This is a genomic window from Streptomyces sp. VTCC 41912, assembly GCF_045799175.1.
Taxonomy (GTDB): Bacteria; Actinomycetota; Actinomycetes; order Streptomycetales; family Streptomycetaceae; genus Streptomyces; species Streptomyces albulus_C.
This window is the reverse complement of sequence record NZ_JBJMAB010000006.1, coordinates 43,243-66,955: the sequence shown is the minus strand read 5'-3', so window position 1 is coordinate 66,955 and position 23,713 is coordinate 43,243. Positions and strand designations below refer to the sequence as shown.

Sequence of the window (23,713 nt, the reverse complement as noted above, 5' to 3'; positions counted from 1 at the left end):
GTTCGTCGTGAAACGTCAGATCGAAACGGCTAGAAGGTGAGGTGTCCGGACAAGCAGCCGCTCACCGGCTGCGCGGGTCCAGCGCGTCCCTCAGACCGTCACCGAGCAGGTTGAACGCGAGCACGGTGACGAAGATCGCGAGGCCGGGGACGATCATGTATTGGGGATCGACCTCGTAGTACTTGACCGCCTGGGTGAGCGTGCCGCCCCAGGACGACTGGGGCGGCTGGATGCCGACGCCCAGGAAGCTCAGCGCCGCCTCGAAGAGGATGTTGGAGGGGATCAGCAGCGTCGAGTAGACGATGATGGGTCCCACGAGGTTGGGCAGGAGTTCCCGGAAGAGGATGAACGGCCCGCGGGCGCCCAACCCGCGGGCGGCGGAGACGAACTCCCGCTCCCTCAGTGACAGGGTCTGGGCCCGCACGATCCGGCCCATGTAGGGCCAGTTGAAGAAGCCGATCACGAAGATCAGGACCGAGATGTGCAGCGGCAGGCCGTCCAGTCCGAACGCACCGCCCTGCAACGACGCGGAGATCGCAATGGCGAACAGCAGCAGCGGGAACGCCAGGAAGACGTCCATCATCCGGCTGATGAAGGCGTCCACCCGCCCGCGGTAGAAGCCGGCGACCACGCCGAGGACGGTGCCGATGGCCACCGACAGCAGCGTCGCGCCGAACGCCACGAGCAGCGACACCCAGGAGCCTTCGAGGATCCGGGAGAGCAGGTCGCGGCCGAACTTGGGGTCCACGCCCAGGAGGTGGTCGGCGCTCATCCCGCCGAAATCGCCCTTGGGCAGGGTGGTGTTGGGGTCGATCAGGTCTTGGTGCGGCTGGTTCGGGTCCAGGCCGAACAGGTGCTGCAACGGACGGGACAGCGCGGCGGTCAGGATGAGCAGGATGACAACGATGGCACCCGCCATCGCGACCTTGTCGCGGCGGAAGCGCAGCCACGCGATCTGGCCCAGCGAGCGCCCCTCGATGCGCTTGCTCTCCACGCCCTCCAGCACCGCTTCCGGCTGCGCCTCAGCAGCCGCCCCGGTGGTCTCAATCGGTGCGGTCACGGTGCTTCAGAACCCCTCCCGGCCGACGGTGGCCGGCCTGTGCCCGCCGCGGTAGCGGCCTGGTCTGTAACCTCGCTGGTGTTCCCCTGCCGCCATCTCCTCCGGGTCTCGCGGGAGTTGGCACTGCGGACGGATCAAAGGTGCGCAGGACAACGGCGGGGACGACGCTCGTACAAAGGACCGAGGTCCTCGATGCCGGGAGTCTTCATCCGAGTCGCGATCACTCACCAGCCCTGACGGTGAATGGATGCGCAACTGTGATGTGGTCCGCGGCTTTCCGTTATACGAACAGCAGGGCGGACTGAGCGGTGCGCCGGGCGCTCGGGAGGGGCGTCAACCGGCGTGCAGATGAGGGGAATTCGGCGCAAGGCCGACGGCGGACGGGGCGATCCGGGCGCCCGCCGGCGTCAGTAGGGGCGGGGGTAGCCGTACCCGTAGGTGGGTCCGGGCGCGGGCGGCTGGGCGTAGCCGTCGCGGTCGAAGAACGGGCGGGCGCAGGCCCGCATCCACATGCCCACCGGGTCGTACTCGTCGTTCATGGCGACCGTGGAGACCGGCAGTCCGTCCGGCACCGCGCCCATCGACTGCTGGATCATCATCCGTGCGGCGTCCACCGACGGCTGCCCGGTGTCGTACAGATCCAGGCCGATCGCCAGATAAGGGGCACCGAGGGCGGGTTGCACCCATGCCCGGCGCAACGAACGCACCGGGGGCGTCCGATGGGCGTTCTGCGCGAGCAGGGCGTAGAACTGCGGGATGTCGATGACCGGTTCGGAGATCCGCAGCGGGCCGGCCGGCAGGCGGTCGAGGCCGGCGGCGATCCGGCGCAGGTCGAGCCAGGGGACGCCGACCCCGCCACCGGGAGCGTGCGGATTCAGCCACAGGCCCCAGCGGTCAGGGAAGAGCGAGGCGGCGATCTCGGGGCCGCTGACGAGTTCGTGGTCGCGGGTCCAGCCGGAGGCGGCGAGCTCGGCCGCGGAGGTCACGCAGGGCGCGTAGCCCAGCCCGTCGACCTCCATGTTGCCGTACTGCGCATCGGGTTGCCCGGCCCGGCCGTGCCACAGGAGCATCCAGACCTGCCCGTGCGCGAGGGCCCCCAGCAACGCCTCGTAGGCGTCGTAGCGCCCGGGCGAGACCTGCCGCAGCATCTGCTCGACCTGGTCGGCCGCCGCCGCTCCCTGATGCGCACCCGCGCTCACGTGGTCCGTCCCTTCTGCCGGCAGGGCCTGCGCCCGCCCGTCGTTCCCCCAGCTTACGAGTGGTCCCGGGTGTAGAAGGGCCGCACGCGCTCCAGCATCCAGTCGGCGACCGGATCGCCCTGGGCGATGTCGAGCAGCACCAGTTGGACCGGCCAGGCGACCGGCACCTGACCCAGCGCCTGCCCCAACGCGTGCAGGGCCTCGTCGCGGGCGCTGCCGTCGTGCAGCCGCTCGGGGGCGACGTCGAGCTGCACCCCGACGAAGAGCGCCGGCGTGTCGCCCTCGACGCTGGCCAGCGCGCGCCGGGCGGTCAGCACGCACCCGGCGGCCGAGAACGCCAGGCCGGCGGCGGCGAGGAAGTCCACCGGCTCGTCCTGCCAGTCCGGCTCGAAGAGCCGCACCCGGGCGCCGCCGGCCGGCGGGCCGTCCAGATCCGACCGCCCGGACCGACACAATTCGGCCACTGCGGGCGGCGGCAGCGGAACGCCCACCGTGCCGCCCGGATTGACCGCGACGCCCAGCAGCGGCGGCAGCCCGCGGGCGAACTCCCGGGCCGGTGCGACGGTGTACGACAGGTGCGCGCCGACGACCTTCAGGAACTCCTGCTCGGAGCTGAAGACCGGGACGTACGCGGCGCCGCCGATCTCGACGGTCGGCAGGTCGAGGCCGCCCGCCCCGGGACCCGCGCTGTCCGGGCCGCCGCCCTCGGGCAGCGGCACCCACACCTGGCTGCGGCCCAGCACCTCGACGATCCGTCCCCCGGCCTCGGGGTGTCCGACCGACGCGGCCAGCACCTGCTCCAGCTCGTTGGCCGGCCAGGCCAACTGCGGTATCCCCGTGTCCGGGACGCACCCCGGCACCGGACCACCGTGCTGCGGGTAATTGTCCGGATAGTTCATCTCACCCACCCATTACTGGCCGCGCTCCCCGGCCCCTGACCCTGGGGGCGGACCCGCGGACCCGCCCGGTGGATCAGACCCTAACCGGGAAAGCGCCGCGCGCCGAAGCCGGCGGCGGCCCCGATGTGCACCGGAGCCGAACCGGACGCGGGCGGTCCACCACCGGCTCAGCCGAAGGTGACCCGCTCCAACGCCCCGGCGGCGGGCCGGTCCAGCAGCACCGCGGAGCCGAACCCCGACGGGAGCCGGGCCGCCTCGGCCCGGACGACCAGCCGGCGCACCGCCCTGCGGTGCCGGGCGAAGGCGTACCGCGAGACCCGCCGGCCGCGCGCCCGTTGGCCGATCAGCGCCGCCTCGGGCGGCACGTCGAGCAGCACCAGGTGCACCCGTCGGCCATCGCGCAGCGCCGCTCGGGAGAGCCAGTGCCGCACCCACGCCAGCGTCCCGCAGTCGTGCACCACGACGCTTGCGCCGGAGCGCACCGCGCGGCGCAGCGCCAGATAGTGCGCCACCCGGACCAGCGGGCGGTACAGGGCGTAGGGCAGGCGGCGCAGCCGGCCGCGCTGCCAGCGCTCCCGGGCATCCTGGGAGTCCACCCGGTGCACGCGGGCGCCGCGGCCGTCGCGGCACGGCACCACCCGCGCCATCAGGGTGCTCTTGCCGCTGCCCGGCAGGCCGGAGACCACGATCAGGTCGCCGGGCGGGAAGCGGAGCGCGGTGCGCGGTGTGCGGCCGGAGCCGCGCAGGTCGGTGATCCGCGGCCCGCCGGCCGGCCGGCCGGCGGGGCGGCGCGGCGCCCGGGGCGCGATCGGCGCCGGTACCGGGGCGGGCTCCGGCGGGGCGGCCCCCGCCGTCGTCGCGTACGCCGCTTCGCTGTGCACCGTGATCGCCCCTCCCCGTCGGATCAGGCCGGATATCGAGGCCCGACCTTTCCGCAGAGTGTCAAGAAAAGGTAATGAACAGCAAGGCGATTGCCAAGCGCAGCACCGGAATTGACGGTCCGGGGGCGCCGTCGGGCGGCTCGGCGACGGGGGCCGCGGGCCGCGCGGGGCGCGGGTGACCGGCCGCGGAGCGACGGCCGGGACTCCTGTATCCGGCGATCCCGTGCAATGATGTGGCCGCCACGGGCCCACCACTGGTCACTCGTGCACAGCCAGCCAATTGCATACCGGCCGCTTGAATCCGCGCGGGAGAGTCCCCGGCCGCCACGGCGGGGCGCCGAAGGAGCAAGTCCTCCCTTGAATCTCTCAGGCCCCTATACCGCGCGGGCGAGGCAGATCTGAAAAGCGAGTCGCGGCCCGGCTGTAGGGGGCGGCTCCACCCAAGGTGCAAACCGGGTCCGTGCGCGGACTCCCGGTGAACCTCTCAGGTTCCGATGACAGATGGGGAGACCGTCTTGTCACCCATGCCTGGGAGCCCAGAACGATGACTGATGCCCCCCGCCGCACCGCGCTGGATGCCACGCACCGCGCGCTCGGCGCGACCATGACCGACTTCGCCGGCTGGGACATGCCGCTGCGCTACAGCAGCGAACGCGAGGAGCACGTCGCGGTGCGCACCCGCGCCGGCCTCTTCGACCTCTCCCACATGGGCGAGATCACCGTCACCGGTCCCCAGGCCGGTGCACTGCTCGACCACGCGCTGGTCGGCAACATCGGCGCCCTGAAGGTCGGTCGGGCCCGCTACACCATGATCTGCGCCCCCGACGGCGGCATCCTCGACGACCTGATCGTCTACCGCCTCGCCGAGCGGGAGTTCATGGTCGTCGCCAACGCCTCCAACGCCCAGGTGGTGCTGGACGCGCTGGCCGCGCGGCAGGCCGGCTTCGACGCCGCGGTCCGCGACGACCGGGACGCCTACGCGCTGATCGCGGTGCAGGGCCCGGAGTCCCCCGGCATCCTCAAGAAGCTCACCGACGCCGACCTGGACGGGCTGAAGTACTACGCGGGACTGCCCGGGACGGTCGCCGGCGTCGAGGCGCTGATCGCCCGGACCGGCTACACCGGTGAGGACGGCTTCGAGCTGTTCGTCCGCCCGGCGGACGCGGTCGCCGTGTGGGAGGCGCTGACCGAGGCCGGCCGGGACGTCGGCCTGGTCCCGTGCGGCCTGTCCTGCCGCGACACCCTGCGCCTGGAGGCGGGGATGCCGCTGTACGGGCACGAGCTGACGACCGCGCTCACCCCGTTCGACGCGGGCCTGGGCCGGGTCGTGAAGTTCGAGAAGGAGGGCGACTTCGTCGGCCGCGCGGCGCTGGCGACGGCCGCCGAGCGCGCCGAGCAGGCCCCGCCGCGCAAGCTGGTCGGCCTGGTCGCCGAGGGGCGCCGGGTGCCGCGCGCCGGCTACCCGGTCGTGGCGGCCGACGGCACAGTGATCGGCGAGGTCACCTCCGGGGCGCCGTCCCCGACGCTGGGCAAGCCGATCGCCATCGCCTACGTCGACGCCGAGCACGCCGCGCCGGGCACGGCGGGCGTCCGGGTGGACATCCGCGGCACGCACGAACCGTACGAGGTCGTCGCGCTGCCCTTCTACAAGCGGCAGAAGTAGCCGTCGGCGCCGGCCGGTCCGCGGCGCCCGCCGTGGACCTGCGCCGTCGCGCCCGACACACGCATCTCACTGGGCAAGACCCCATTCACCATCACACCCGCGCGTACAGGAGAATCGAGCCATGGACAACCCCCAGCAGCTGCGCTACAGCAAGGAGCACGAGTGGCTGTCGGACGCCGAGGGCGGCGTCTCGACGGTCGGCATCACCGAGCACGCGGCCAACGCCCTCGGCGACGTCGTCTTCGTGCAGCTCCCCGAGGTCGGGGCCACCGTCACCGCCGGCGAGTCCTGCGGTGAGCTGGAGTCGACCAAGTCGGTCAGCGACCTCTACTCGCCCGTGAACGGTGAGATCACCGAGGTCAACGACGACGTCGTCGCGGACCCCTCGCTGGTGAACTCCGCCCCGTTCGAGGGCGGTTGGCTGTTCAAGGTGAAGATCACCGGCGAGCCGGAGGACCTGCTCACGGCCGACGCGTACACCGCCTTCACCGCCGGCTGACTCCCCCAGCTCACGCTGGGAGCGCCCGCCGCCCCGCCACCGCACCGGCGGGGCCGCGGCGCCCCGCCCGCCCCCCTCTCTCCAGGAAGTCCCATGTCGCTTCTGAACAGCTCCCTCCATGAGCTCGACCCCGACGTCGCCGCCGCCGTCGACGCCGAGCTGCACCGTCAGCAGTCCACCCTCGAGATGATCGCGTCGGAGAACTTCGCTCCGGTCGCCGTCATGGAGGCCCAGGGCTCGGTCCTGACCAACAAGTACGCCGAGGGCTACCCGGGCCGCCGCTACTACGGCGGCTGCGAGCACGTCGACGTCGTCGAGCAGATCGCCATCGACCGGATCAAGGCGCTCTTCGGCGCCGAGGCGGCCAACGTCCAGCCGCACTCCGGTGCGCAGGCCAACGCCGCCGCGATGTTCGCGCTGATCAAGCCGGGCGACACCATCCTGGGTCTGAACCTCGCCCACGGCGGGCACCTGACCCACGGCATGAAGATCAACTTCTCCGGCAAGCTGTACAACGTGGTGCCCTACCACGTCGACGAGAAGACCAACCTGGTCGACATGGAGGAGGTCGAGCGCCTCGCCAAGGAGCACCGGCCCAAGCTGATCGTCGCCGGCTGGTCCGCCTACCCGCGCCAGCTCGACTTCGCCGCCTTCCGCCGGATCGCGGACGAGGTCGGCGCGTACCTCATGGTCGACATGGCCCACTTCGCCGGCCTGGTCGCCGCCGGGCTGCACCCCTCCCCGGTGCCGCACGCCCACGTGGTGACCACCACCACGCACAAGACGCTGGGCGGCCCCCGCGGCGGCGTGATCCTGTCCACCGCCGAGCTGGCCAAGAAGATCAACTCCGCGGTCTTCCCCGGTCAGCAGGGCGGCCCGCTGGAGCACGTGATCGCGGCCAAGGCGGTGTCCTTCAAGGTCGCCGCGTCGGAGGAGTTCAAGGAGCGCCAGCAGCGCACCCTTGAGGGCGCCCGGATCCTGGCCGAGCGCCTGGTCCAGGACGACGTCAAGGAGCACGGCGTCTCGGTGCTCTCCGGCGGCACCGACGTCCACCTCGTCCTGGTCGACCTGCGCGACTCGGCGCTCGACGGCCAGCAGGCCGAGGACCGCCTCCACGAGGTCGGCATCACCGTCAACCGCAACGCCATCCCGAACGACCCGCGGCCGCCGATGGTCACCTCCGGCCTGCGGATCGGCACCCCGGCCCTGGCCACCCGCGGCTTCCAGGCCGAGGACTTCCGCGAGGTCGCCGACATCATCGCCGAGGCGCTCAAGCCCACCTACGACCGCGAGGCCCTCAAGGCCCGGGTCACGGCCCTGGCCGAGAAGTTCCCGCTGTACCCGTCGCTGTGACGGGCCGGTCACCGGGGCGCCACGGCCCCCGGTGACCAGGCGGCGGGCCGGTCCTCCGGCCCGCCGCCGCACACCGGGCCCACGGCCGGGCCTCCCCCGGCCCGCCCCGCCCATCCCTTCCCGGACGCCCCTCCCCGCCCACCGGCGCCGCGCCGTCCGGCTTCACCTCTCCTTCGCCCGCCCGCCGCTCCCCGGCCGGCGGCAATCCCCCGCGAGCGGGTTACGCTCGACAGTCGGGCCGGAAACACCCCATCCTGCCCCGATGTGCTCCACCGTCCACCACGAGCAGACAAGGGAGTCAGCCCCCGTGGCCATCTCCGTCTTCGACCTCTTCTCCATCGGCATCGGCCCCTCCAGCTCGCACACGGTCGGCCCCATGCGTGCCGCCCGGATGTTCGCCCGGCGGCTCAAGAAGGACGGTCTGCTCGCCCAGACGGTCTCGGTGCGCGCCGAGCTGTTCGGCTCGCTGGGCGCCACCGGCCACGGCCACGGCACCCCCAAGGCCGTGCTGCTCGGCCTGGAGGGCCACTCCCCCCGCACCGTCGACGTCGAATCCGCCGACGACGAAGTGGCGCGCATCCGCACCAGCGGCCGGCTGCGCCTGCTCGGCGCCGAGATAGGCACCGCGCACGAGATCGACTTCGACGAGCCCACGCAGCTGATCCTGCACCGCCGCCGCTCGCTGCCGTACCACGCCAACGGCATGACGCTCTTCGCCTACGACGAGGCCGGCGCGCCCCTGCTGGAGAAGACGTACTACTCGGTCGGCGGCGGCTTCGTCGTCGACGAGGACGCGGTCGGCGAGGACCGGATCAAGCTCGACGACACCGTCCTGACGCACCCCTTCCGCACCGGCGACGAACTGCTGCGGCTCTCCCGCGAGACCGGCCTGTCCATCTCCGCCCTGATGCTGGAGAACGAGAAGGCCTGGCGCACCGAGGAGGAGATCCGCGCCGGCCTGCTGGAGATCTGGCGGGTCATGGAGTCCTGCACCACCCGCGGCATGTCCCGCGAGGGCATCCTCCCCGGCGGCCTGAAGGTCCGCCGCCGCGCCGCCAACGCCGCCCGCGCCCTGCGCTCCGAGGGCGACGCGGCGGCCCGCGCCATGGAGTGGGTCACCCTCTACGCCATGGCCGTCAACGAGGAGAACGCCGCCGGCGGCCGGGTGGTGACCGCCCCGACCAACGGCGCGGCCGGCATCATCCCCGCCGTGCTCCACTACTACGTCAACTTCGTCCCCGGCGCCGACGAGGACGGGGTGGTCCGCTTCCTCCTCGCGGCCGGCGCCATCGGCATGCTCTTCAAGGAGAACGCCTCGATCTCCGGCGCCGAGGTCGGCTGCCAGGGCGAGGTCGGCTCCGCCTGCTCGATGGCCGCCGGCGGCCTGGCCGAGGTGCTCGGCGGCAGCCCCGAACAGGTCGAGAACGCCGCCGAGATCGGGATGGAGCACAACCTCGGCCTGACCTGCGACCCGGTCGGCGGCCTCGTCCAGATCCCGTGCATCGAGCGCAACGGCATGGCCGCCGTGAAGGCCGTCACCGCCGCCCGGATGTCGCTGCGCGGCGACGGCCGCCACCACGTCTCCCTCGACAAGGTCATCAAGACCATGAAGGAGACCGGCGCCGACATGTCCGTCAAGTACAAGGAGACCGCCCGCGGCGGCCTCGCGGTGAACATCATCGAGTGCTGAGGCCCGCTCCACGACGCCCCGGCCCCGCGTGACTCCTGTCGCGCGGGGCCGGGGCGTCGGTGTGGGTGGGGGAAACCCGCTACCGCCCGATCTCCCAGGCGAACGGCGGGAGTTCGCTGGCCCGGAAGTAGATGTCCAGGGCCCGGGCGGTGGGGACGAAGGGGTGGACGCGGGCGCCGTCGAGGCCGGGCAGGAGGCGGGCGCAGTGTCGGATGCAGCCGGCCACTTCCCGGCCTTCGCGGTCGACGAGGGTGGCGGCGTCGGGCGGGCCGTCGCACGGGGTGGGGTCGGCGGCCGCGGCGGCGGGGCAGCGGTCGTGGGCGGCGGTCCGGGTGGCCGGGCGGGCGGCGGGCGGGGCGCTCGTCGACTGGTGCATGGCAGTCCCCCTGGTGCTGCGCGGTTACGGGTGCGGAGGCGGACCGGTGACGGCGGGCGCGGTCACCGGTGCCCACGTCAGTGGTGCTCGCCGCGGCGGGGGTCCATGCGGCCTTGGGGAAGACCTGGGGCGTTCGTCAGCGAATCATGTCCAAGCCCTGCGGGGAGCTTCCGGGGCGGTCCGTGGGCGGCACGGCCAGGGGGTCCAGGAGCAGGGCGAGGGCGAGCAGGGTGGCGGCCAGCAGCCAGCCGGCCAGTACGTCGCCGGCCCAGTGGACGCCGAGGTAGACGCGGGTGAGACCGACGCCGACGGCCCAGAGGGCGAGCAGTGCGCACCACCCGCGGCCGGCGCCGGGGCGGGTGTGGTGCAGCACGCCCCAGGCCAGGAGGCCGGCGGCCAGCGCGGAGGTGGTGGCGTGGCCGGAGGGGAAGGAGTGGCCGGTGGCCCGGGCGGCCCAGTCGGCGACCGGCGGGCGGGGCCGGGCGAAGAGCTCCATGAGGCCGTAGCGGAGTGCCTGGCAGACGGCGAGGACGAGCACCGCGGCCAGCGCCGCGCGGATCCGGCCACCGGCCCGGCGGCCGGCCAGCAGCCCGGCGAGGAGCGCCATCAGGTACGGCACGACGCCGGTGCCGGTGGAGGTCAGGGCGGTGGCCAGGGAGCGCAGCGGTTCGCCGCGGTGGGCGGTGGCCCAGTGCAGGGCGGCCCGTTCGGGGGCGAGCGGGGCGCCGTCGCGGACGGCCATGACGACGGCGACGGCGGCGAAGAGGGCGGCGCCGAGGGCCGCGGCGCGCAGCAGGCGGAACGGGGGCGCGCCCAGGCGCGGGCCGCGGCGCGCGCCGTCGGCCGGCTCAGGCGGCGCCCCCGGGGGCGTCACCGGGCGGCGACCAACGGGCGCAACGGGGTCTCCCGGACCCGGTCGACCAGGGGGGCGGCGCGCCGGGCGAACGGCATCAGGACCGCGGCGACCAGGGTGCCGACGATCAGGCCGACCAGGACGTCGTGCGGGTAGTGGGCGCCGACCCAGACCCGCGAGGCGCCCATCAGGAGCGCTGCGGGGATGGCGATGGCGCCCAGCCGGCGATCCAGCAGGAGCAGTGCGATGGCCGCGGAGGCGGCGATCACCGAGTGGTTGCTGGGGAACGACCAGTCGCCGATCCCCGGGCACGGCTCGACCGTGACGACGTGCAGCGTCTGGCAGGGGCGCTGTTCGTGGAAGAAGCTCTTGACCACGTCGTTGACCACGTAGGCCAGGACCACGATGACGGGGACCGCCAGGGCCATGGCCATCTGGACGGCGGGCGTGTGGCGTCCCTCACCGCGGGTGAGCCGGCGGCGGGTGCTGCCGCCGAGGCGCGCGCGGGCGCGCCACCAGCCGACCAGCATCAGCAGTGCGAAGACACTCAGTCCGAGGTCGGTCCAGTAGGAGACCAGGACGTTGAGGAAGTGCGGCATCTGCTGGGCGAAGCCGGTCACGGAGGTGTACAGGCCGCCGTCGATCGAGGCTCCGCCGAAGGCGAGGTCGGTCACTGGGCTTACTCCTTGGCGGATCGGTGCGGGGTGCGCGGGCTGGATGCCGGGGGCGGCCCTGGTGGTGCGCCGGCCGCGGTGCGCTCCAGCAAGTGTGCCGGGTCGTTCAGGGTGCCGGTGGCGCGGTGGCGTGATCCGGCGCATCGGTGGGCTCGGCGGCCGCCCCGTCGGCGCCGCGCTGCTTGCGGCTGCGCAGCACCTCCACGGCGATCGGGCTCAGGGACACCAGGACCACGAGGGCGACGACCGGGAGGAGGTAGCGGTCGACGTTGGGCACCGAGGAGCCCAGGGCGTACCCCGCGAGGGTGAGGCCGATCGCCCAGATCAGGCCACCGACGACCTGCCAGAGGGCGAAGGTGCGGGCCGGCACGTTCAGTGCGCCGGCCAGCGGGTTGAGCACGGTGCGGACGATCGGCACGAAGCGGGCCAGGACGATCGCCTTGGCGTGGCCGTAGCGCGCCAGGTACTCCTCGGCGCGGGCGGCGCCCTCCTGGAGCTTGCGGGACCGGCCCCGGGTGAGCAGCGCCCGGCCGCCGCGGCGACCGATCCAGTAGCCGGTCTGCGAGCCGATGAGGGTGCCGACGACCGCGGCGGTCAGCACCTGCGGCAGGGCGAGGTGGACGGCGCCGCCGACGCCGGGGGCGCACAGCAGCCCGGCGGTGAACAGCAAGGAGTCGCCGGGCAGGAAGAAGCCGACCAGGAGGCCGGTCTCGGCGAACAGGACGACGGCGACGCCGAGCGCGCCGAAGGCGGCGAGCAGCGAACCGGCGTCGAGGACGTTGACCGCCTCGGTGACGGTGCTGGCGTGCAGTGCCGCGGCCATTACGGCCATGTCGGTGGCCCCTCCCATAATGGGTTGCGGGTGTCCGCCGAGCGGCCGACTCCCACCGTCTACAGACCAGTAGACGGTCTACGGCACTGTAGACGAAGGAATGGTGGAGGGCGTTCCATGTCGGAGACTTCACCCGCGGCCCGCCGCCCCGCCGGCGAGCTGGAGGCAAGCGTGCTGGCGGCCCTGTGGGCGGCGGCGGGACCACTGACCCCCGCCGAGGTGCAGGGCGAACTGGGCGGCCGGCTCGCCCGGACGACGGTCACCACCATCCTCAGCCGGCTGCACGACAAGGGCGCGGTCTCCCGCACCCGGGCCGGCCGCGGCTTCGCCTACTCACCGATACACGACTCCGCCGGCCTGACCGCCCGGCGGATGCGCAGCGAGCTGGACAAGCAGGACGACCGCACCACCGCGCTCGCCCGCTTCGTCTCCGAGCTGACCAGCGAGGACGAGCAACTGCTCCGCTCGCTGCTGGACGAGGCGGACGCGCCGGGCGCCGCGGGCGGCCCGCTCCCCGGATCCGGGACCACCCCATGATCGTCGCCGTCTGGCTCCCGCTGGTGATGCCGCTGCTGGCGGTGCCGACCGCCCGTCGGCTCGCCGAGTCGCTGCCGCCGCGCGCCGCGGCCTGGCTGCTGGCCTGCTGCGCCGCCACGCTGGCCGCCTGCACCGCCGCGGCGCTGGGGCTGCTCGCGGTCGCCGGGGCGCTGCGGCTACCGCCGGTCGCGGCCTTCGGCCATCTGGAGCGGGCCCTGCCGGGCACCGACGCGGCCGTGACCGTCCCGGCGGCCCCGGTCGCCGGCGCGCTGCTGGCCTGCTGTGCCGTCGCGGTCGCCCGCCGCGCCCTGCGGCACCGCGCCGAGTTGCGCGCCGCCCGGCGCACCGCCGACGCCCACGGCCTCGCCGGCGACCTCTGCGTCCTGCCGGACCCGGAGCCCGACGCCTACGCCCTGCCGGGCCGCCCGGGGCGGGTGGTGGTCACCGCGGGGATGCTGCGGGCGCTGCCGCCGGCCGAGCGCGAGGCGCTGTTCGCCCACGAGCGCGCCCACCTCCTGGGCCGCCACCACCTCTTCCTGCTGGCCGCAGCGCTGGCCGGGGCCTGCCATCCGCTGCTCCGCGGGCTGCGCGCCCCGCTGGCGTACGCCCTGGAGCGCTGGGCCGACGAGTCCGCCGCCGCCCGGGTGGGCGACCGGCAGCTCACCGCCCGGGCCATCGGCCGCGCCGCGCTGGCCGCCCGGACGCACGCCGCGGCCGCCCCGCGACCGGGTACGGCACCGGCCGCGACCAGCGGCCCGGTGCCACGGCGGGTCGCCGCGCTGCTCCGCCCCGACCGGCCGGCCGACCGCCCCCGCGGCCGGCTGCTGCCCGTCGGCCGCCGGCTGGTAGCCGCCGCCCTGCTGGCCTGCGTCGCCTTCTCCGCGGCGGGCGCGGTGGACGCGGCGGCGGATCTGCACCAGACCGTGGAAACGGCCCAGGGCGAGCAACCGGGCCGCTAGCGGCGCCGGGACGGCCCGGTTCCGGGCGGCCGGGCGTCAGCGCGGGCCACCGGTGCCGCCGGCCGTCCCGTCGGAGGCCGGTTCCGGGCCGGCCGCGCCCACCGTGAAGCCCAGCCGGGCGCCGCCGCCGGGGCGGGCGGCGGCGAAGGCACCGCCGCCGTGCGCGACCGCGATCTCCCGGACGATGGCCAGGCCGAGCCCCGAACCAGGCAGGCCCCGGGCGGCCGGTGCGCGGTAGAAGCGGTCGAAGACGTAGGGCAGGTCGCTGTCGGCGATGCCCGGGCCGCGGTCCAGGACCTCGACACGGGCCCCGGTGACGACGATGTCGATGGGCGCGGTGCCCTCGGCGTCGAACTTGGCGGCGTTCTCCAGCAGGTTGCTGAGCGCCCGGTGCAGGGCCGCCGGGCGCCCCTGCACGACCGCCGGGCGCTCGGTGCGGACGGTGATCGGCCGACCGGTGCGGCGGCGGGCCGAGGCGGCCGCGCGGTCGGCGACCTCGGCCAGGTGGACGTCCGACGCCGGATCGTCGTCGCGCTGCCCGGCCGCCAGCGCGACCAGTTCGTTGACCAGGTCGGTCAGCTCCCTGGCCTCGCCGGCCAGGTCGGCGAGCAGCTCCTCGCGGGCCGGTGCCGGCAGTTCGTCGAACCGTTTGAGCAGCGAGATGTTGGTGCGCAGCGAGGTCAACGGGGTGCGCAGTTCGTGTCCGGCGTCCTGGACGAGCCGCTGCTGGTCGTGGACCGCGGTGGTCAGCCGCCCGAGCATGTCGTCGAAGGCCCGGCCGAGCCGGCCGACCTCGTCGCGCCCCTCGACGGGCACCTCGACGTCCACCCGGCCGCGTGCGGCGACGCTCTCGGCGACCGCGGTCAGCCGGACCAGCCGCCCGGTGATCCGGCGGGCCAGCCACCAGCCGACCGCGCCGGCCAGCACGATCACCCCGGCGGCCAGCAGCACGGTGCGCTGCTGGAGCGCGGAGAGCAGGTCCTCGGTGCCGCTGAGCTTGCGGGCGACCTGGACGGCGCCGCGCCCGCCGCCGAGCGCCACGGTGGCGACGTGGTACTCCGCGTCGCCGAGGACGACCACCCGCTCCTCGTGGTCGCCGGCGGCCGGCCGGGCGGCCACCCGCCGTTCGCGGTCCCCGGCCGGCAGCGCGGGGTGCCCGACCTCGACGATCCGCCCGCCGGCGGACAGGACCTGGACGTCGGTGCGGCTGGCGCCGGCGAGTGCGTCGCGCGGCCCACCGGAGTCGGCGGCGGCGTCGGCGGTGTAGTCGGCGGGGACGTACGGGCGCTCCCGCACCTGGGCCCGCAGGTCGCGGACGACCTCGGTGAAGACGGACTTCTCGTCCAACCGCACCAGCCGGGCCGCCGAGTCGTAGCTGAGGAAGCCGACCAGGACGGTCACCCCGGCGGCGCCGGCGGCGAAGGCCAGCGCGAAGGAGGTGCGCAGGCTGGCCGGTTTGCGGGCGCGCAACCAGGCCGCCGACCACCGCGCGGCCCGGCGGACCGCCGAGGGCCGGACGAGGGGGCCGCGGCGCCCGGGCACTCAGTCCTCCCGGAGGACGTAGCCGACGCCGCGCACCGTGTGGATCAGCGGGCGGCTGCCCGGCACGTCGACCTTCCGCCGGAGGTAGCCGACGTACACCGCGAGGTTCTTCGAGCCGGGGCCGAAGTCGTAGCCCCATATCCGGTCGTAGATCGTGGAGTGGTCCAGGACGATGCCGGCGTTGCGGGCCAGCAGCTCCAGGAGTTCGAACTCGGTGCGGGTCAGCTCCAGTTCGCGCGTCCCGCGCCAGGCGCGCCGCGAGGGGCCGTCGATCCGCAGGTCGGCCGCCTCGACGAGCCCGCTGTCGGCCGCCCGGGGCTCGTGGCCCTCCCCCGCCTCACCGGTCCCGGCGCCGTCCCCGGTCGGCGGCGCGGTGCGCCGCAGCAGCGCCCGCAGGCGGGCGAAGACCTCCTCGACCTCGAACGGCTTGACCACGTAGTCGTCGGCGCCGGCGTCCAGGCCGGCGATCCGGTCCGCGGTCTCGACCCGGGCGGTGAGCATCAGGATCGGGGTGCGGTCCTGTTCGGCGCGCAGCACCTGGCAGACCTGGAGCCCGTCGATCCCCGGCATCATCACGTCCAGCAGGATGACGTCGGGCCGCTCGCGGTGGGCGGCGGCCAGCGCCTGGATGCCGTCGGCGACGGCGGTGACGCGGTACCCCTCCAGGGTCAGGGCGCGTTCCAGCGCGGTGCGGATGGGGCGGTCGTCCTCGGCGAGCAGCACGGAGTGAGTCACCCGGCAAGTCTGCCAAGGGCCCCCGCGGGCGGGTGCGGTCCCCCCGGGCGGACGGCCCGCGGGGCGCATTCTTACCCGTCTCTCACCCGGGCCACGTCCTCGACTTACCCGCTCCCGCCACGGTGGCCGGTGCCGGACGGGCCGCCCGCGGGGACCGGCCGCGGAACCGGCCCGGCCGGCAGTACGACGGCCCGGCACCGGGCACCGCCCGGGCCACCCGTGGGCGCACCACCCGGAAGACACCGCATGAAGATCACGCTCCTGCTGCACAACGCCTACGCCGTCGGCGCCCCCTTGCGCGCCACCCTCGCCCTGGCCGCCGCGCTCGCCGACCGGCACGACGTCGAAGTGGTCTCGATGCTGCGGCACCGCGAGGTCCCGCGGTGCCCGGTGGACCCCCGACTGCGGCTGGTGCCGCTGGTGGACACCCGGGTGGGCAGCGACGACATGGCGCACCCGCTGTTCGGCGAGCCGGCGCTGGACTTCCCGACCGCCGACCGGCGCCACCACCAGTACAGCCGGCTGGTCGACCTGCGGGCCGCGGAGTTCCTGCGCGGCACCGACGCCGACGTACTGATCGGCACCCGCCCCGGGATCAACGCCTACCTGGCCCGCTTCGGCCCCCGCCGCGCCCTCCGGATCGCCCAGGAGGCGCCCCGCCGCGACGCGCACGAGGACCTGCTGCGGGCCGAACTCGCCGACTCCTACCGGGCCTTGGACGCCCTGGTGACCACCGCCGAGGCGGCGGCCCACTGGCGGACCCGACGGCCGCTGCCCGGCGTGCGGGTGCTGGCGGTACCGGCGGTCGTCCCGCCGCCCGCGGATCCGCCCGGCACGCCGGCGACCGGCGCCCGCCCCGACACCGCTGCCGGCTCCGCACCCGCGTCCGCTCCCGGGACAGCTGCCGACACCGCCGCCGCCGACGCCGCCCCGCGGATCATCGTCGCGGCCGGTCGGCTGGCCCCCGACGAGCGCTTCGACCTGCTGGTCGAGGCGTTCTCCGCGGTCTGCGCCAAGCACCCCGGCTGGCGGCTGCGGATCCACGGCGAGGGCCCCGAGCGCGCCCGGCTGCGGAGCCTGATCGACGGCCTCGGGCTGGCCGACCGGGCCGAGCTGGCCGGGCCGCGGTCACCGGACGGCGCGGAGTTCGCCGGGGCGTCCATCGCCGCCTCAGCCTCGGACGCCGAGGCGTCCGGCCCGGCGCTGGTCGAGGCGATGCTGCGCGGCGTCCCGGTCGTCGGCACCGGCCGGCCGCCGGGCCCCACGGAGCTCCTCCAGGGCGGCGGTGGCGGGGTGCTGGTGCCGTGCGACGACGGGCGGGCACTGGCCGGGGCACTGCTGGACCTGGTCGAGGACCCGGAGCGCCGGCGGGCCCTGGGGGCGGCCGCGCTGGAGAGCGCCCGCCGGCACGGCCCGGGGCCGGCCGCCGCGCGCTACCAGGTGTTGTTCGAGGAGCTGCGGACCACCCGCCGGGCCCGGGCCGTGCGCCGGGCGCTCGGCGGCATCGGGCTGCGTCTGCGCACCGGGCCACGGGGGAACGAGCGGGCCTGAACGGCGGACGCCCGCCGTGGAACCGGACTCCCGCCCCTTGCACACCTCCCGCCCCATCCGTGCCGTGCGTTACTCAACTCGCCGGCGCCCGGCGGAACTTCGGCGCGGCGATCTGGCGTCCCCGGTCGTGAACATGCTGAACTGCTGAGGGGGCGACTGCCACTTCGAGCAGATGACGCTTCGCATTCCGAAATTCCGACGGACAGGGGGCCGCTCATGCTGCACGGTGTCGATGTCAGCTCCTACAACACCGGATATTCCGCCAAAGGTCTGGACTTCGTCTTCATCAAGGCCACCGAAGGCCGTTCCTACGTCAATCCGCACCAGTCCGCCCAGGCGGCACGGGCCCGGGAGGCGGGCGCCGTGGTCGGCTTCTACCACTTCCTGTGGCCGGGCAACATCGCCGCCCAGGCCCGCTATTTCGTGGAGAAGTGCGCCTCGGTGCAGGGCGACGTGCTGGCCGCCGACTGGGAGACCACCGGTGCCGGCACCTACGCCAGCAACGCGCAGAAGGACCAGTTCCTGCTGGAGGTCAAGAAGCTCCGGCCCACCCACCGCGTGCTGCTCTACTGCAACCGTGACTTCTGGTTGAACCGCGACCACACGTCGTACGCGGCGGACGGACTGTGGATCGCCGACTACGTCGCCGCCGGGCATCCGCGGATCAAGGCGAAGTGGCGCATCCACCAGTACACCGACTCGCCCCTCGACAAGGACGTCGCGGCGTTCGGCAGCCATGCCGAGCTCAAGAAGTGGGCGCATCCCGCATAAACTTCTCCGGCAGTACCCGGATGCGCCTGGCGGACACTCCGCGTGACACGATCGCGCGGCTGGCGGACAGTGCGTGACGAAGAGCGTGGAGGAACACCCGTGACGGACCCGGCGGCCAAGGCCCTGCAACAGGAGATAGCCCGCGAACTCCAGGTGCCCGCGGAGTTCGACGCCGCACGGGAGATCGAGCGCCGGGTGTCCTTCCTCACAGCGCAGCTCACCTCCACGGGCCTGCGCTCGCTGGTGCTGGGCATCAGCGGCGGGGTCGACTCCACCACCGCGGGCCGGCTCTGCCAGCTCGCGGTGGAGCGGGCCCGCACCGAGGGGCACGACGCGACGTTCTTCGCGATGCGGCTGCCCTACGGGGAGCAGGCCGACGAGAAGGACGCGCAGCGGGCGGTGGAGTTCCTCCGGGCCGACCGGCTGCTGACCGTGGACGTCCGGCCGGCCAGTGACGCGGCGCTGGCCGCGGCCGTGGCCGGGGGCGTCGCCTTCCGCGACGCGCACCACCAGGACTTCGTGCACGGCAACATCAAGGCCCGGCAGCGCATGATCGCCCAGTACGCGGTGGCCGGCGCGGAGAACGGCCTGGTCGTGGGCACCGACCACGCGGCCGAGGCGGTCTCCGGCTTCTTCACCAAGTTCGGCGACGGCGCGGCCGACGTGGTCCCGCTGACCGGGCTGACCAAGCGCCGGGTGCGGGCCGTCGCCGAGGCGCTGGGCGCCCCGGCCGAACTGGTCCACAAGGTCCCGACCGCCGACCTGGAAACCCTCGACCCGGGCAAGCCCGACGAGGACGCCCTCGGCGTCACCTACGACCAGATCGACGACTTCCTGGAGGGCCGGCCCGTCGAGGACGCCGCCTTCGAGGCGATCGTGCGGCGGTACCGCCTCACCGCCCACAAGCGCGCCCTGCCGCTCGCGCCCTGAACCGGGCGGGGCGCGCTCGGCCGCGCCCCGCACCGTCCGGTCATGCACCGTCCGGTCATGCGCCGGCCAGGGAGCGGTCACCGGCCCGGTGCTAAACCGTGGGCCGCAGCGGGCATGCATGCGGCCATGGGAAGCCACGAAGTGCGATCGGAAGATCAACTGTCAGTGGGGCCGCTTACTCTCCACGGCATGGGTGACGCACGCCTGCACGAACTCCAGACCGCGCTGACCACTGCCTCCGACCTCGCCTCCGCCCTGCGCGCGGCGCCGTCCCGGCGCGACGCCGACCAGCTCGTCGACGTCCTGCGCCAGGCGCTGACCGCCGCCAGTTCCCTGGGGGCCCTGACCACCGGCCCGACGGGGTGCGCACTGCACCCCAACGGCGCGGTGGACCCGCTCCACGGCGACCCGGAAGACCCGCTGCCGGCGGGCTACGGCAAGTGCCTGCTGTGCAACGACCGCCGGCGCCGGGCGGACGCGCAGCATCCGCACGTCCGCCCGCACGCCCGCCCGCGCCCCCGGCCGCACCCGGGCTGGCACCGGCGGCTGAGCGCTTAGCGGCGCCTGGCTGTATTGCCCTGTGAGGTGGGGTCCGAGCCTTCGGGCCCGGCGGTGCCGGGGTCCTCGGCGCCGCCGGGCTTGCGTTCCGGCCGCAGGGCGATCCGGCCGAGGACCGCGGCGACGGCCAGCGCCGCGAGGGCGAGCAGCACCGCGTCCGGCACGCCGTTGCCCAGCCGGGCGGCCCAGCCCTCCAGGTCGGCCTCGGTGTCCGCGTCCAGGATCCCCGGCAGCGCGCTGGTCCCGTTGAAGCTCAGGAACAGCACGCCGATGCCGAGGAAGAACAGCCCGGAGATCAGCGACGTGGTGTGCAGCCGCAGCCGGCCCAGGGTCAGCTCGCGGCCGCGCAGCCAGCCCCGGGTGCCGAGCCGGAAGCGGTCCCAGAGCAGGGCCAGCAGGAACAGCGGCAGCGCCATGCCCAGCGCGTAGACCGCGAGCATCGAGGCGCCGTAGAGCGGGGAGCCGCTGACCGCCGTCACGGTCAGCACCGCCCCGAGGATCGGTCCGGCGCAGAAGCCGGCCAGGCCGTAGACGCAGCCGAGCAGGAAGGTGGACAGGGCGGTGCGCGGGGTGATCCGGGCGGCCGCCGCCTGGGCCCGCCGGGAGGCGAAGCCGAGGCCGAGGATCTGGGCCAGTCCCAGCGCGATGACGACCCAGCCGCCGACCGCGATCAGCAGGTCGCGGTGGCCGTTGAAGAGCCGGCTGGCGGCCGTGCTGGCCGCGCCCAGCGGCACCAGCGTGGTGGCCAGCCCCAGGTAGAACACCCCGGTGCGGGCCAGCAGCCGGCCCGGGCTGGCCAGCGAGTAGGCGAAGAACGCCGGGAGCAGCAGGGCGCTGCACGGGCTGACCAGCGCCAGTGCGCCGCCCAGGAACGCGGCGAGGTAGCCGATGTCGGTGGTCACTTCCCGGCCCCCGCACCGCCGTGCTTCCCGGACTTGCCGGCCTGCGCGGCGGCCTGCTCGATCGCCTGCTCGAAGACCTGGGTCTCCTGCGCCCCGGCGATCGGCCGGCCGTTGACCAGGAAGGACGGGGTGGACTGCACGCCGAGCTGGTAGCCCTCGTCCTGGTCCTTCTTCAGCGCGGTCTGGGCCGCGGGGCCGCCGAGGTCGGCCCGGAACTTCGCCAGGTCCGGGACGCCGGCGGTGCGGGCCAGTTCGACCAGCTTGTCCTCGGCGAGCGCGTCGCCCTTGCGGGTCTCGGCGTAGAGCTCGTCGTGCAGCTGCCAGAACTTCCCCTGCTGGCCGGCGGCCCAGGAGGCGCGGGCGGCGCGCTCGGAGTCGGCGCCGAAGACCGGGAAGTTGCGGAACTCGATGCGCAGGGTGCCGGCGTCGACGAACTTCTTGACCAGCGCGGGCTGGGTCTCCCGGGTGAACCGGCCGCAGAACGAGCACTGGTAGTCGGCGTACTCGACGAGGACGACCGGGGCGTCCGGCTTGCCGACGGCGAGCGGGTCACCGGCGGTGCGCCGGCTGGTGCGGGCGGCGAGGTCGTCGTACAGCTTCTGCTGTCCGGCGTCCTCCTGCGGCTCGACGGAGGCGGCTCCGGGGGCGGTGGGCGCGGCGGAGGCGTCCCGGCCGTTCTCGACGGCCTTGCCGACCGCGACGGCGATGGCGATCACCGCGACGACGAGCGCGAGGACCGCACCGACGGCGGCGACCTTGCGGGTGGGTGAGGCGGACGTGGGCATGCGAAAGCTCCTGTCGTACGGGAGGGGTGTGGAGGGGCGGGCGGCCGGAGTGCCGGCCGGGCGTCCTATATCCGCAGTACGGGCAGGAGTGCGGTGTGGTCCGTGGCGGGTGCGGCGCTGGTGGGCGGGCGGGCCAGTGCGAACCGGTGGGGGAGGTCGGCGGCGAGCGGCCCGGGGGCGGTGGCGTCCGGGGCGGGCAGCTCGGCGCGGTGCGGGGCGGGCAGCGGGGCGGCCTCGCCCTGGCTCGGGGCGTGCCGCCCGGAGCAGTTCTTGACGGCGTCGGCCACCGCGATCGGCGCGGTGGCGGCGGGGCGCGCGGCGGACGCCGCGGCGGGGCCCGTGGGTCCGGTCCGCCAGGTCTCGGCGGCGGCGGCCGCGCGGCCGGCGAGCCATGCCTGGTCGCCGCCGATCCGGCACAGCAACGGTCCGAAGGCGACCGCGAGGAGGAGCAGCAGGGTCAGCGTCGCCGAGCTGCGCAGCCGGTGCATGGCCCTTCCCCCTCGCTGTCGGTCCGTGTCATCGGGAACCTCTTATCCTACGGATCGCCGGCGCCGGGCGACGGCGGTGGCATAGCTCACCCGAGAACGCGCCGAATTTGATCCTGACGCGCCCCCTTATGCCCGATGTGTCGGCTTTGGTCGTCGGCAGTCCGGCCTGCCATAGTCGTCCGCGGCGCCCCCGCCGATGGCGGGCCGGTCGCCGCCGGCCGCGCGGGCTACCCCTTCCGCCCGCGCACGGCCGGGTACTGGGGCTCACCCCGCGGCATCCCGCGGGAGGGCCCCAGTCCCGTTCGCGGGAGGGGTCCAGTGCCGTTTCCCGAGGGGCGGCCGGCCGGGTCAGCGGTCGTTGACCCGGACCTCGAACCAGGTCGTCTTGCCGCGCGGCAGCAGATCCACGCCCCAGCGGTCCGAGAGTTTGTCGACGAGGAAGAGCCCCCGGCCGCTGACGTCCATCGCCTGGACCGGCATCAGACAGGGCAGTCCGCGCGAGGGGTCGCGCACCTCCACCCGGATCCAGCCGCGACGGCGCAGTATCCGCAGCCCGAAGGTGCGGGCCCCGGTGTGCCGCACCGCGTTGCCGACCAGCTCGGAGACGAGGAGCACCGCATGCTCGGCGAGCTGCGGCGACAGGGTCCACTGTTTGAGGAGGATGGCGGCGGTCAACCGGCGCGCGGTGCGCGCGGACTGGGGGCGCGAGGGGAGTCTGACCTCGCCCAGGGTCGGATCGCCGACCAGGTCGGGGGCGGCAGGTGCCGGACCGACCGGGGCCGGGACCGTCTCCGCGTCGACACCGGGGCACTCCCCGTGCGCGGCAGCCGCCTCACTCCGCGGCCGCGGCTGCTCCATTCCTTCGAGGCCCGCCATGCCCTCCATAATGGCCGCCCCTTACCGCACCGGGGGGCGGAACCTCGGGAATCCGTTGTCCGGAATCAGTGGCTCCACACCCCCCGCACGACATATGCCAACGGCAGCCGGGGGCGACCACACGGCGCTGACCTGCGCAGACCTCGAACGGGCGACGGACCACCAGGAGTCGTCAACCCGGCCTCTTTAAGGCGCAATTAAGTTTTCCGCAATTCGCCCACACGAGGCATGGCGTACCGGCCAAACCCCAGACATCCCATCAACACCACTGACCTCAGCAGAACTTGGTCATGGCTCAGCGGAACTGGGCCTTGCCCGGGCCTTCCTCGACGAAGCTGCGCATGCCGATCTCCCGGTCCTCGGTGGCGAACAGCCCGGCGAACCAGGTGCGTTCGATCGTCAGCCCGGTGTCGATGTCCGCCTCCAGGCCGGCGTCGACGGACTCCTTGGCGGCCCGCAGCGCCAGCGCCGGCCCGGCCGCCAGCCGCGCCGCCCAGGCGTGCGCCTGCGCGTAGACCTCGTCGGCGGGCACCACCCGGTCCACCAGGCCGATGGCCAACGCCTCCGCGGCCTTGACGTGACGGCCGGTGAAGATCAGGTCCTTGGCCTTGGACGGACCCACCAGGCGGGCCAGGCGCTGGGTGCCGCCGGCGCCCGGGATCAGGCCGAGCAGGATCTCGGGCTGGCCCAACTTGGCGTTCTCGGCGGCGATCCGGAAGTCGGCGCAGAGCGCGAGTTCGCAGCCGCCGCCGAGGGCGTAGCCGGTGACCGCGGCGACCACCGGCTTGGGGATCCGGGCCACCGCCGTGAAGGAGTCCTGGAGCTCCTTGGACCGCACCACCATGGCGGCGTGGTCCATGGCCTGCATTTCCTTGATGTCCGCCCCGGCCGCGAACACCTTCTCGCCGCCCCAGAGCACGACGGCGCGGACGTCGTCCCGGCGGCTCGCCTCCTCGGCGAGCGCGCGGAGCCGGTCCTGGGTGGCGACGTCCAGGGCGTTCATCGGCGGGCGGTCCAGGCGGATGGTGCCGACGCCGTCGGCGACCTCGAGATGCACAGTCATGCCGGCAGGTTAGTACGCGTTAACGTCGCGCGCCGCC

General features: G+C 74.4%; 25 protein-coding genes and 1 riboswitch. Of the genes, 10 read left to right on the top strand and 15 right to left on the bottom strand.

Annotation, left to right across the window (positions count from 1 at the left end; genetic code table 11):
* Positions 1 to 61: 61 nt before the first annotated feature.
* The 4 genes from ACJ6WD_RS11645 to ACJ6WD_RS11630 form a co-directional block, all read right to left on the bottom strand.
* On the bottom strand, positions 62 to 1,060 hold the full coding sequence (locus ACJ6WD_RS11645; RefSeq protein ID WP_016571848.1) for an ABC transporter permease: 999 nt from the start codon (positions 1,058 to 1,060) through the stop codon (positions 62 to 64).
* A gap of 407 nt (positions 1,061 to 1,467) precedes the next feature.
* Positions 1,468 to 2,259 carry an enhanced serine sensitivity protein SseB C-terminal domain-containing protein gene (locus ACJ6WD_RS11640; protein ID WP_016571849.1) on the bottom strand — a complete coding sequence of 264 codons (792 nt, stop codon included), beginning with the start codon at positions 2,257 to 2,259 and terminating at the stop codon, positions 1,468 to 1,470.
* 53 nt (positions 2,260 to 2,312) lie between these two features.
* Positions 2,313 to 3,158, bottom strand: a complete 846-nt coding sequence (locus ACJ6WD_RS11635) for an enhanced serine sensitivity protein SseB (protein ID WP_233658417.1) — start codon at positions 3,156 to 3,158, stop codon at positions 2,313 to 2,315.
* 167 nt (positions 3,159 to 3,325) lie between these two features.
* Complete coding sequence (locus tag ACJ6WD_RS11630) at positions 3,326 to 4,039, bottom strand: AAA family ATPase (RefSeq protein ID WP_407615745.1); 714 nt, start codon at positions 4,037 to 4,039, stop codon at positions 3,326 to 3,328.
* A 296-nt stretch (positions 4,040 to 4,335) separates the two neighbouring features.
* Positions 4,336 to 4,431: riboswitch (glycine riboswitch) on the top strand.
* A gap of 152 nt (positions 4,432 to 4,583) precedes the next feature.
* Between ACJ6WD_RS11630 and gcvT the strand changes: the two genes are divergently transcribed.
* From gcvT to ACJ6WD_RS11610, 4 genes are all read left to right on the top strand, one after another.
* Positions 4,584 to 5,702, top strand: coding sequence for a glycine cleavage system aminomethyltransferase GcvT (gene gcvT / locus ACJ6WD_RS11625; protein WP_233658414.1), 1,119 nt, complete (start codon positions 4,584 to 4,586; stop codon positions 5,700 to 5,702).
* A 121-nt stretch (positions 5,703 to 5,823) separates the two neighbouring features.
* A complete protein-coding gene (gene gcvH, locus ACJ6WD_RS11620; protein ID WP_016578057.1) occupies positions 5,824 to 6,201 on the top strand; it encodes a glycine cleavage system protein GcvH in 378 nt (125 codons plus the stop codon).
* 93 nt (positions 6,202 to 6,294) lie between these two features.
* Entirely contained in the window at positions 6,295 to 7,554 is a 1,260-nt protein-coding gene (gene glyA, locus ACJ6WD_RS11615; protein ID WP_038521861.1) for a serine hydroxymethyltransferase, read from the top strand.
* A gap of 307 nt (positions 7,555 to 7,861) precedes the next feature.
* Positions 7,862 to 9,244, top strand: a complete 1,383-nt coding sequence (locus ACJ6WD_RS11610) for an L-serine ammonia-lyase (protein WP_233658412.1) — start codon at positions 7,862 to 7,864, stop codon at positions 9,242 to 9,244.
* A gap of 79 nt (positions 9,245 to 9,323) precedes the next feature.
* Here ACJ6WD_RS11610 and ACJ6WD_RS11605 read toward each other — a convergent pair whose 3' ends face one another.
* The 4 genes from ACJ6WD_RS11605 to ACJ6WD_RS11590 form a co-directional block, all read right to left on the bottom strand.
* Positions 9,324 to 9,620 (bottom strand): hypothetical protein, encoded by a 297-nt coding sequence (locus ACJ6WD_RS11605; RefSeq protein WP_331247815.1) that lies wholly within the window; start codon positions 9,618 to 9,620, stop codon positions 9,324 to 9,326.
* A gap of 136 nt (positions 9,621 to 9,756) precedes the next feature.
* Complete coding sequence (locus tag ACJ6WD_RS11600; RefSeq protein WP_407615744.1) at positions 9,757 to 10,494, bottom strand: phosphatase PAP2 family protein; 738 nt, start codon at positions 10,492 to 10,494, stop codon at positions 9,757 to 9,759.
* Positions 10,491 to 11,147 (bottom strand): phosphatase PAP2 family protein, encoded by a 657-nt coding sequence (locus ACJ6WD_RS11595; protein WP_331247817.1) that lies wholly within the window; start codon positions 11,145 to 11,147, stop codon positions 10,491 to 10,493. The genes ACJ6WD_RS11600 and ACJ6WD_RS11595 overlap by 4 nt, the downstream gene beginning before the upstream one ends.
* Positions 11,148 to 11,253: 106 nt before the next feature.
* Positions 11,254 to 11,970, bottom strand: coding sequence for a DedA family protein (locus ACJ6WD_RS11590; protein ID WP_233658539.1), 717 nt, complete (start codon positions 11,968 to 11,970; stop codon positions 11,254 to 11,256).
* Between the two features lie 126 nt (positions 11,971 to 12,096).
* On the opposite strand from ACJ6WD_RS11590, the gene ACJ6WD_RS11585 reads away from it, so the two are divergent.
* Complete coding sequence (locus tag ACJ6WD_RS11585) at positions 12,097 to 12,516, top strand: BlaI/MecI/CopY family transcriptional regulator (RefSeq protein ID WP_016575105.1); 420 nt, start codon at positions 12,097 to 12,099, stop codon at positions 12,514 to 12,516.
* On the top strand, positions 12,513 to 13,475 hold the full coding sequence (locus ACJ6WD_RS11580; RefSeq protein ID WP_376445951.1) for a M56 family metallopeptidase: 963 nt from the start codon (positions 12,513 to 12,515) through the stop codon (positions 13,473 to 13,475). Before ACJ6WD_RS11585 ends, ACJ6WD_RS11580 begins: the two co-directional genes overlap by 4 nt.
* Before the next feature lie 36 nt (positions 13,476 to 13,511).
* On the opposite strand, the gene ACJ6WD_RS11575 is transcribed toward ACJ6WD_RS11580, so the two are convergent.
* On the bottom strand, positions 13,512 to 15,017 hold the full coding sequence (locus tag ACJ6WD_RS11575) for an ATP-binding protein (RefSeq protein WP_376445954.1): 1,506 nt from the start codon (positions 15,015 to 15,017) through the stop codon (positions 13,512 to 13,514).
* The gene (locus tag ACJ6WD_RS11570; RefSeq protein ID WP_233658404.1) at positions 15,018 to 15,752 is read right to left on the bottom strand and encodes a response regulator transcription factor; all 735 of its coding nucleotides are present in this window, start codon (positions 15,750 to 15,752) and stop codon (positions 15,018 to 15,020) included. It lies immediately after the preceding gene.
* Positions 15,753 to 15,998: 246 nt separating this feature from the next.
* Here ACJ6WD_RS11570 and ACJ6WD_RS11565 point away from each other — a divergent pair, with 246 nt between their 5' ends.
* The 4 genes from ACJ6WD_RS11565 (at position 15,999) to ACJ6WD_RS11550 (ending at position 19,562) form a co-directional block, all read left to right on the top strand.
* Positions 15,999 to 17,303 (top strand): glycosyltransferase, encoded by a 1,305-nt coding sequence (locus ACJ6WD_RS11565; protein WP_233658403.1) that lies wholly within the window; start codon positions 15,999 to 16,001, stop codon positions 17,301 to 17,303.
* A gap of 216 nt (positions 17,304 to 17,519) precedes the next feature.
* Positions 17,520 to 18,074 carry a GH25 family lysozyme gene (locus tag ACJ6WD_RS11560; protein WP_016571950.1) on the top strand — a complete coding sequence of 185 codons (555 nt, stop codon included), beginning with the start codon at positions 17,520 to 17,522 and terminating at the stop codon, positions 18,072 to 18,074.
* A 99-nt stretch (positions 18,075 to 18,173) separates the two neighbouring features.
* Positions 18,174 to 19,004: an ammonia-dependent NAD(+) synthetase gene (nadE, locus tag ACJ6WD_RS11555; protein ID WP_044370963.1), complete on the top strand. Its 831-nt coding sequence runs from the start codon at positions 18,174 to 18,176 to the stop codon at positions 19,002 to 19,004.
* A gap of 189 nt (positions 19,005 to 19,193) precedes the next feature.
* Positions 19,194 to 19,562 carry a hypothetical protein gene (locus tag ACJ6WD_RS11550; protein ID WP_016571952.1) on the top strand — a complete coding sequence of 123 codons (369 nt, stop codon included), beginning with the start codon at positions 19,194 to 19,196 and terminating at the stop codon, positions 19,560 to 19,562.
* Here ACJ6WD_RS11550 and ACJ6WD_RS11545 read toward each other — a convergent pair.
* The 5 genes from ACJ6WD_RS11545 to ACJ6WD_RS11525 all read right to left on the bottom strand — a co-directional run bounded on the left by ACJ6WD_RS11545 (position 19,559) and on the right by ACJ6WD_RS11525 (position 23,676).
* Positions 19,559 to 20,464 carry a cytochrome c biogenesis CcdA family protein gene (locus ACJ6WD_RS11545; RefSeq protein ID WP_233658400.1) on the bottom strand — a complete coding sequence of 302 codons (906 nt, stop codon included), beginning with the start codon at positions 20,462 to 20,464 and terminating at the stop codon, positions 19,559 to 19,561. The two genes, ACJ6WD_RS11550 and ACJ6WD_RS11545, sit on opposite strands and share 4 nt — an antisense overlap.
* Complete coding sequence (locus ACJ6WD_RS11540; RefSeq protein ID WP_407615743.1) at positions 20,461 to 21,249, bottom strand: DsbA family protein; 789 nt, start codon at positions 21,247 to 21,249, stop codon at positions 20,461 to 20,463. The genes ACJ6WD_RS11545 and ACJ6WD_RS11540 overlap by 4 nt, the downstream gene beginning before the upstream one ends.
* A gap of 65 nt (positions 21,250 to 21,314) precedes the next feature.
* A complete protein-coding gene (locus ACJ6WD_RS11535) occupies positions 21,315 to 21,737 on the bottom strand; it encodes a hypothetical protein (RefSeq protein WP_407615742.1) in 423 nt (140 codons plus the stop codon).
* A 348-nt stretch (positions 21,738 to 22,085) separates the two neighbouring features.
* Positions 22,086 to 22,613 (bottom strand): ATP-binding protein, encoded by a 528-nt coding sequence (locus ACJ6WD_RS11530; protein ID WP_078487417.1) that lies wholly within the window; start codon positions 22,611 to 22,613, stop codon positions 22,086 to 22,088.
* 295 nt (positions 22,614 to 22,908) lie between these two features.
* Complete coding sequence (locus ACJ6WD_RS11525; RefSeq protein ID WP_233658394.1) at positions 22,909 to 23,676, bottom strand: enoyl-CoA hydratase/isomerase family protein; 768 nt, start codon at positions 23,674 to 23,676, stop codon at positions 22,909 to 22,911.
* Positions 23,677 to 23,713 lie beyond the last annotated feature (37 nt).

Excerpts from the sequence above, each read along its gene's own strand:
- glyA (WP_038521861.1), top strand. The coding sequence starts at position 6,295 with ATGTCGCTTCTGAACAGCTCCCTCCATGAGCTCGACCCCGACGTCGCC.
- gcvT (WP_233658414.1), top strand. The coding sequence starts at position 4,584 with ATGACTGATGCCCCCCGCCGCACCGCGCTGGATGCCACGCACCGCGCG.
- ACJ6WD_RS11530 (WP_078487417.1), bottom strand. The coding sequence starts at position 22,613 with ATGGCGGGCCTCGAAGGAATGGAGCAGCCGCGGCCGCGGAGTGAGGCG.
- ACJ6WD_RS11550 (WP_016571952.1), top strand. The coding sequence starts at position 19,194 with ATGGGTGACGCACGCCTGCACGAACTCCAGACCGCGCTGACCACTGCC.
- ACJ6WD_RS11565 (WP_233658403.1), top strand. The coding sequence starts at position 15,999 with ATGAAGATCACGCTCCTGCTGCACAACGCCTACGCCGTCGGCGCCCCC.
- ACJ6WD_RS11525 (WP_233658394.1), bottom strand. The coding sequence starts at position 23,676 with ATGACTGTGCATCTCGAGGTCGCCGACGGCGTCGGCACCATCCGCCTG.
- gcvH (WP_016578057.1), top strand. The coding sequence starts at position 5,824 with ATGGACAACCCCCAGCAGCTGCGCTACAGCAAGGAGCACGAGTGGCTG.
- ACJ6WD_RS11585 (WP_016575105.1), top strand. The coding sequence starts at position 12,097 with ATGTCGGAGACTTCACCCGCGGCCCGCCGCCCCGCCGGCGAGCTGGAG.
- ACJ6WD_RS11605 (WP_331247815.1), bottom strand. The coding sequence starts at position 9,620 with ATGCACCAGTCGACGAGCGCCCCGCCCGCCGCCCGCCCGGCCACCCGG.
- ACJ6WD_RS11590 (WP_233658539.1), bottom strand. The coding sequence starts at position 11,970 with ATGGCCGCGGCACTGCACGCCAGCACCGTCACCGAGGCGGTCAACGTC.
- ACJ6WD_RS11580 (WP_376445951.1), top strand. The coding sequence starts at position 12,513 with ATGATCGTCGCCGTCTGGCTCCCGCTGGTGATGCCGCTGCTGGCGGTG.
- ACJ6WD_RS11535 (WP_407615742.1), bottom strand. The coding sequence starts at position 21,737 with ATGCACCGGCTGCGCAGCTCGGCGACGCTGACCCTGCTGCTCCTCCTC.
- ACJ6WD_RS11560 (WP_016571950.1), top strand. The coding sequence starts at position 17,520 with ATGCTGCACGGTGTCGATGTCAGCTCCTACAACACCGGATATTCCGCC.
- ACJ6WD_RS11540 (WP_407615743.1), bottom strand. The coding sequence starts at position 21,249 with ATGCCCACGTCCGCCTCACCCACCCGCAAGGTCGCCGCCGTCGGTGCG.
- ACJ6WD_RS11635 (WP_233658417.1), bottom strand. The coding sequence starts at position 3,158 with ATGAACTATCCGGACAATTACCCGCAGCACGGTGGTCCGGTGCCGGGG.